Genomic DNA, 6,474 nt, shown 5'->3' with positions numbered 1-6,474 from the left:
TGACTCGCCGGATCCGGCGCCCCGAAAAACGTCTTGATCCGCATCACGGTGAAAGCCCCGATCAGCACCACCACGACAATCAGCACCGGAATCCAGGCGCGCTTCAGCACGCGTGTCATGCGGCGGCGGTTTCCGCGCTGGCGACTGGAGCGGGAATTCCCCGCGAAGAGCCGTTTGTCCGTGGCATATCGACCTCATTCTTCTTACCGTCGCCATAGATTAGTACATTTAAGTTCTAAGCGGCACCACAGAATACGCATGTAGCTGTGGGAAGCTTCACCAGAGGCTCGACGGTGAGCATTCGGCGTTCGGGGTGACGTTTATTTCACCACACTCGACTCGCCTTTCCCGCTGACGGGAAACAGTGTTGATTCCGGCGTCGCCGAACGCAGCGACCGGGCGACCGAACGAGGCCGGCCGGACGCATCTCCACCACTACGCAGTGCACTGTCGATCAACCACAGAACCGCGAATCATTCTTCACAACAAGGGAATTGAGTCAACCGCTGCGGCCGGCTCGGACACCGAACGATATCGACGACCGAACGATCCCGACGGAACGCGCCGTCGACGGGCACGCGCCAGCGGACGGAAGCGCAATTTCCCGCACCCTGCGGAACAGCTCCGAATGCACGTTGTGCTAACACCCCGCCACCGGTCAATTCACGTACATGCGTACGTAAACCCCGGCCCTCAACGACCCTAGCCGGCGGTGCCGGGGAGTTTGCCCGCTGCTGGCGACCTACTATCGACGCGTGAGCACCAGGTGGCAGCGGACAGGTGCGCCGCGCGGCGACGACTACGACGCCCGCTGGGATGCTCTGGCCGCGCAAGGACACAACCCGCACGGAGAAGCCGACCTCGTCGAGGAGCTCCTGCGCGAGGCCGGCGGTTCCCGCGTGCTCGACGCCGGCTGTGGTACCGGCCGGGTGGCGATCGAGCTGGCCCGCCGGGGGTTCGCCGTCACCGGTGTCGACGCCGATGCCGGGATGCTGAACGCGGCCCGCGTCAAGGCGCCCGCGCAGACCTGGATCGAAGCGGATCTGGCCGACCTCAGCGGACATGTCGACGGTGTGTTCGACCTGATCGTGCTGGCCGGCAACGTGATGATCTTCCTCGAGCCGGGCACCGAAGGCGACGTGCTCCGAGACCTGGCCGCCCGGCTCCGCCCGGGGGCGCTGGTGGTCTCGGGATTCTCGCTGCGGCCGGACCGCCTGTCGCTCGGCGACTACGACACGCTGGCGACGGCCGCCGGGCTGGAACCCGTCGCACGCTGGGGGACGTGGGATCGTCGACCGTTCGACGACGGCGACTACGCGGTGTCGGTGCACCGGCTCGTCAGCTGAACGAATCGTCCAACTCGCCGAGCGACGCGATGAGTGCGCTGTTGGCCGAATAGTCGACTGGGCAGGCGATGATGCTGACGGTGTCGGCCGCCAGGGCTTCCCGCAGAGTGGGCAACAGTTCGTCGGCCGAGCCGATTCGGTAGCCGGTGGCGCCGAAACTCTGCGCATAGGCCACGAAGTCAGGGTTGGTGAACCGGGTGTCGACGTTGTGGCCGATTTCGAGGTCCATCTTCCAGCTGATCAGCCCGTAGGCATCGTCCACCCAGACCAGGATGACCATCGGGGTCCCGACGCGCAGCGCGGTCTCGATCTCCTGGGAGTTCATCAGGAACGAGCCGTCGCCGGTGGACACCAGGATCTTCGCCTCCGGCCGGGCGATCTTGGCGGCGATCGCACCGGGCAACGTCCAGCCCATGGTGGACAGACCGTTGGAGATCAGGCAGGTGTTCGGCTGGTAGGTCGGGTAGAGCCGCGCCATCCACATCTTCAGTGCGCCCGTGTCCACCAAGGCGATATCGCTGCGCGCCAACGCCGCCCGCGTGTCGGCGACGATGCGCGCGGGCGCCAGCGGAAAACTGTCGTCGGTCCGGCCGCGATCGAGTTCCGCGGAGAGCAGGGTGCGGATACGCTCGCCGATGGCGGTGTATCGCTGCTCCGGACCGACCGCCTGGGCCAGGGCGTCGAGGCTGCGCCCGATATCCGCGTGCAGGCCGACGGCCACGTCGTAATGGGTGTCGACCTCGGCCGGAAAGCGGTGGATGTGGATGATCGGAGTGTCCCCGCGCGGGTTGATCCGGATCGGGTCGAACTCCTGGAGTTCGTAGCCCACAGCGACGATCGCGTCGGCACTGTCGAAGCCGAAGTTCACGTAGTCGTGCCGCATGAAGCCGACGGCGCCCAGCGCCAGCGGGTGGTCATCGGGCATGACGCCCTTACCGTGGAACGTGGTGGCGACGGGGACGCCGAGCGTCTCGGCGAACCGGCGCACCGCCTCGGCGGCATCGGCGCGGGCGGCGCCGTGCCCGGCCAGCACGATCGGGTTACGCGCCGCGCGCAGGATCTGCGCGGCCCGGTCCAGCTGCGCGGCAGACGGGTCGTCCGGGCGCGGGACGTTGACGTGCAGGGGCCGTGCCTCGGGAGCCGCGTCCGCTTGCTCGACGTCCTCGGGTACCGCGAGGTAAACCGCTCCCGGGCGTTCGGTCTGTGCGAGTTTGAAGGCCTTGCGGACCATCTCCGGAACCGACCCCGGCGTCGCTACCAGCGCCGACCACTTGGTCACCGGGGCGAACATCGAGACCAGGTCAACGCCCTGATGCGATTCCTTGAAGCTCCGCCGCATCCCGACCTGAGCCGAAATGGCAACCAGCGGCGTCGAATTCGTGGTCGCATCGGCGACACCGAGGAGCAGGTTGATGGCGCCGGGTCCCAGCGTGGCCGAACACACCCCGGCTTTTCCCGTCAACCGGCCGTACACCTCGGCCATGAACGACGCACCCTGCTCGTGGCGGGTCAGCACATAGTCGATGGTCGACCTCGACAACGCGTCGACCAACCGGATGTTCTCTTCGCCCGGGATGCCGAAGACATGCGTGACGCCCTCGTTCTCCAGGCATTCGACGATCAACTCGGCCGTCGTTCGACTCTGGGTTGGACTCTCGGTTCGACTCGTTTCGTCCATGGGCGAGAGCCTAGTCACCGGCGGTTTCCCCCAACGCGCAGACTCACGCGCCACTGCCGGTATTGTTAGCCCGACGTCGGACTCCAGCACAGGGGTACGTGTGTCGGGATTGTCGTGACGTGAGGACCTGTTTTGGGGATGGTTGGGCCGCATGGCGCGGAACTGGCTGTCGGGGCCGAGATCGCTGTCGCCTCACATATGAAGCCGTTATCCCTGTTGCTCGTCGAAGACGATCGTGGCGATGCACTGCTGGTCGAAGAGCTGATCGCCGATGCGGTCGGCGATATCCGACTGGTGTGGGCGGAGTCGGTGGCCGCCGCCCAGCGTGAACTCGCCCACTTCCGCCCGGACTGCGTCCTGCTGGATCTGAACCTGCCGGATGCCAACGGGATCGCCGCGCTCGACGACGTCGCCAAGCTGGACGCCACCTTGCCGATCGTGGTGCTGACCGGCCTCAACGACGAACATTTCGGAATGTCAGCCGTCGCGTCCGGCGCGCAGGACTACCTGATCAAGGGCCGGGTTGAGCCCGAGGTACTGCGGCGTGCCCTGTTGTACGCGATCGAACGCAAGCGGGCCGAGCTGACCGCGGTCGAACTGCATGCCAGCGAGCTACGGGCCAAGGAGAACGCGCGCCTCGAACGCGGTCTGCTGGCTACGCCGTTGCTGCTGGAGAACCCCGGCGTCGATATCGTCGCCCGCTACCGGTCCAGTCGCGAAGATGCCCTGCTGGGCGGCGATTTCTACGACTTCATCCAGACACCTGATCGCACCGTGCACGTCGTGGTCGGCGACGTAGCCGGACACGGCCCCGACGAGGCCGCTCTCGGGGTGGCGCTGCGCATCGGCTGGCGGGCACTGACCTTCGCCGGTCTGCGCGGCAATGAACGAATGCGTGAGCTCGAACGCCTGCTCCGTGCCGAGAGTTCCAGTGTCGGCACCTTCGCGACGGTCCTCAGTCTCGCCTTCGCCCCCGACAGCCTGCGGTTCACGGCGATCCGGGCCGGCCATCCCGGCATGCTCGTGCACGGACCGGACACGGTGGACTGGCTGGAACCGCCCAGCGGGCGGGCGCTGGGCCTCAGCGGTACCGATTGGCCGCTCAACGAGCTGGAACTGCCCGAGGGGCACGCGATCGTGCTACTGACTGACGGCCTGTTCGAAGGGCATTCCGGGCGCGGTAACGAGCGCCTCGGCGAGGACGGCCTCCTCGAGTTGGCCCGGTCGTTCGCCTCACTGCCGGGTCCCGAGTTCGTCGATGCGCTGATCGCCAGCGCCGAGCGCCGGGCCCAGGCCTGGGGCGGGTTGACCGACGATATCGCGGTGGTGCGGGTCGAACGGGCGGCGCGATGATCGATCCGGGTCCCTGGCGCAAGAGCCCGTTCACCGTGCAGGGCCTGCAGATGCTGGTGCTGGTGGTGATGGGCATCCTGGTGCTGGGCGGCGCGATCGGCGGCGGGATCCTGATGAACCGCACCGACGATGTGTCCGGCGAGCTGATTGACATCATCCAGCCGTCGCGATCGGCGGCCTACCGGCTGCAGGCTGCACTTCGCGACCAGGAAACGGCGGTTCGCGGTTACGCCATCAGTGCCGATCCACAGTTCCTGACGCCCTATCACGAAGGTATGACCGCCGAGGCGACGGCGGTCGACGACATCCGCCAACGGGCCACCGGCCGCTCGGAATTGATATCCGACGTGGAGGCGATCGAGCAGGCGTCGGCGACGTGGCGGACCTCGTTCGCCGAACCGCTCATCGCCGGTGTGACGCCTGGCCGGCCCGGGGTGGTGAACTCCGATCTGGCCGAGCGCGGGAAGACCGAATTCGACAGTATCCGGACACTTTTCGACGTCCAGAACCAACACCTGACCACTGCTCGCGCGGACGGCATCACCAACCTGAACGCGATCCGGACGTGGCGGGACCGGGTACTGATCGCCATCATCGTGGTGGTGCTGATCGCGGCCATCGCGCTGGCGATCGTCATGCAGACGGCGGTCACCCGCCCCCTGAACGCGCTGGCTGCGGCGTGTCGGCGGACCAGCGAAGGACACTTCACCCAAGAGATTGTTCCGCAGGGCCCCAAGGACATTCGGGCCATCGCCATGGATGTCGAAAACATGCGGCAGCGAATCGTCGACGAACTGGAAACGACGCAGGCGGCCCGCGCCCTGTTGGTGACACAAACCGAAGCCCTCGACGAGCAAGCCACCGAATTGCGCCGCTCCAATGCCGAATTGGAGCAGTTCGCCTACGTCGCCTCGCACGATCTGCAGGAGCCGCTGCGTAAGGTCGCGTCCTTCTGCCAGTTGCTGGAGCGCCGCTACGGAGACAAACTCGACGAACGTGGCACCGAGTACATCGGGTTCGCCGTGGATGGCGCCAAACGCATGCAGGCACTGATCAACGACCTGCTCACCTTTTCCCGTGTCGGCCGACTGAACTCCGCCTACGCCGACGTCGACCTGGAAGCCACGTTGAGCACCGCGGTGGAGAATCTCGCCGCCGCCATCGAGGAGTCCGACGCCACGATCGAACGCCCGAATAGCGAACTCCCGACGATCAACGGGGATTCGACGCTGCTGGCCATGTTGTGGCAGAACCTGCTCGGAAATGCGATCAAGTTCCGCCGCGAAGGGGTGCCGCCGCGGATCGAGATCGGCTGCGTACCAGGTACCGGTGACCACGATGGTCATTGGTTGTTCACCGTGTCGGACAACGGAATCGGCATCCCGGAGGAATTCACTGACAAGGTGTTTGTCATCTTCCAACGCCTGCATGTCCGCGATGCCTACTCCGGCACCGGTATCGGACTGGCGCTGTGCAAGAAAATCGTCGAGCACCATGGCGGAACCATCTGGATCGACAGCTCCTACACCGAGGGAACGCGATTTCGGTTTACCCTGCCCGAAGGTGCGGTACCCACTGACAAGTTGGACCGTAATCCCGCGGCCACTACGGAAGGACCACCACCATGACTCCCGCCAGTCGAGCGATCGACGTCCTGCTCGTCGAGGATGACCCCGGTGATGAGCTGATCACGCGGGAAGCGTTCGAGCATAACAAGATCAACAACACACTCCACGTGGCGCACGACGGGCAGGAGGGTCTGGACTTCCTCTACCAGCGCGGCAGCTACGAACACGCGCCTCGACCGGATCTGATCCTGCTCGATCTGAATCTGCCCAAGTACGACGGCAGACACATCCTGGAAAAGATCAAAGGCGATCCCGACCTGTGCCACATTCCGGTCGTTGTGCTGACCACATCGTCAGCGGAAGAAGACATTCTGCGCAGCTACAAACTGCACGCCAACGCCTACGTCACGAAACCGGTTGACCTGGATCAATTCATGGGTGCGGTACGTCAGATCGACGAGTTCTTCGTTCAGGTCGTCCGGCTTCCCCACACCTGATTCGCGGCGCGAGCTGGCGCGGGGGCGCCGCC

The 6,474-nt window shown here is 65.6% G+C and carries 6 protein-coding genes; 4 read left to right on the top strand and 2 right to left on the bottom strand.

The features are described from left to right. Positions 1-119, bottom strand: a 119-nt coding sequence (locus H7J73_RS10125; RefSeq protein ID WP_264067218.1) for an MmpS family transport accessory protein, incomplete at its 3' end; no start/stop codon positions are given. A 636-nt stretch (positions 120-755) separates the two neighbouring features. On the opposite strand from H7J73_RS10125, the gene H7J73_RS10120 reads away from it, so the two are divergent. Then, entirely contained in the window at positions 756-1,346 is a 591-nt protein-coding gene (locus tag H7J73_RS10120) for a class I SAM-dependent DNA methyltransferase (protein ID WP_264067210.1), read from the top strand. Here the strand turns inward: H7J73_RS10120 and H7J73_RS10115 are convergent. Beyond that, a complete protein-coding gene (locus H7J73_RS10115; RefSeq protein WP_264067209.1) occupies positions 1,339-3,024 on the bottom strand; it encodes an acetolactate synthase large subunit in 1,686 nt (561 codons plus the stop codon). The genes H7J73_RS10120 and H7J73_RS10115 overlap by 8 nt on opposite strands. A 198-nt stretch (positions 3,025-3,222) precedes the next feature. Here H7J73_RS10115 and H7J73_RS10110 point away from each other — a divergent pair, with 198 nt between their 5' ends. The 3 genes from H7J73_RS10110 to H7J73_RS10100 are packed head-to-tail and all read left to right on the top strand — an operon-like array spanning position 3,223 to position 6,442. Next, positions 3,223-4,377, top strand: a complete 1,155-nt coding sequence (locus H7J73_RS10110) for a PP2C family protein-serine/threonine phosphatase (protein ID WP_264067217.1) — start codon at positions 3,223-3,225, stop codon at positions 4,375-4,377. Continuing rightward, on the top strand, positions 4,374-6,005 hold the full coding sequence (locus H7J73_RS10105; protein ID WP_264067208.1) for a sensor histidine kinase: 1,632 nt from the start codon (positions 4,374-4,376) through the stop codon (positions 6,003-6,005). Before H7J73_RS10110 ends, H7J73_RS10105 begins: the two co-directional genes overlap by 4 nt. Then, the gene (locus tag H7J73_RS10100) at positions 6,002-6,442 is read left to right on the top strand and encodes a response regulator (protein WP_264067207.1); all 441 of its coding nucleotides are present in this window, start codon (positions 6,002-6,004) and stop codon (positions 6,440-6,442) included. The genes H7J73_RS10105 and H7J73_RS10100 overlap by 4 nt, the downstream gene beginning before the upstream one ends. Positions 6,443-6,474 lie beyond the last annotated feature (32 nt).

Origin of the sequence: Mycolicibacterium komossense (assembly GCF_025822605.1) — a bacterium.
Taxonomy (GTDB): domain Bacteria; phylum Actinomycetota; class Actinomycetes; order Mycobacteriales; family Mycobacteriaceae; genus Mycobacterium; species Mycobacterium komossense.
Note: the sequence above shows the minus strand (reverse complement) of the source record. Positions and strands in the feature narration are given on the sequence as shown.

Bases quoted from the DNA above. Each gene is read 5' to 3' on its own strand.
- H7J73_RS10115 (WP_264067209.1), bottom strand. From the start codon at position 3,024: ATGGACGAAACGAGTCGAACCGAGAGTCCAACCCAGAGTCGAACGACG.
- H7J73_RS10110 (WP_264067217.1), top strand. From the start codon at position 3,223: ATGAAGCCGTTATCCCTGTTGCTCGTCGAAGACGATCGTGGCGATGCA.
- H7J73_RS10105 (WP_264067208.1), top strand. From the start codon at position 4,374: ATGATCGATCCGGGTCCCTGGCGCAAGAGCCCGTTCACCGTGCAGGGC.
- H7J73_RS10100 (WP_264067207.1), top strand. From the start codon at position 6,002: ATGACTCCCGCCAGTCGAGCGATCGACGTCCTGCTCGTCGAGGATGAC.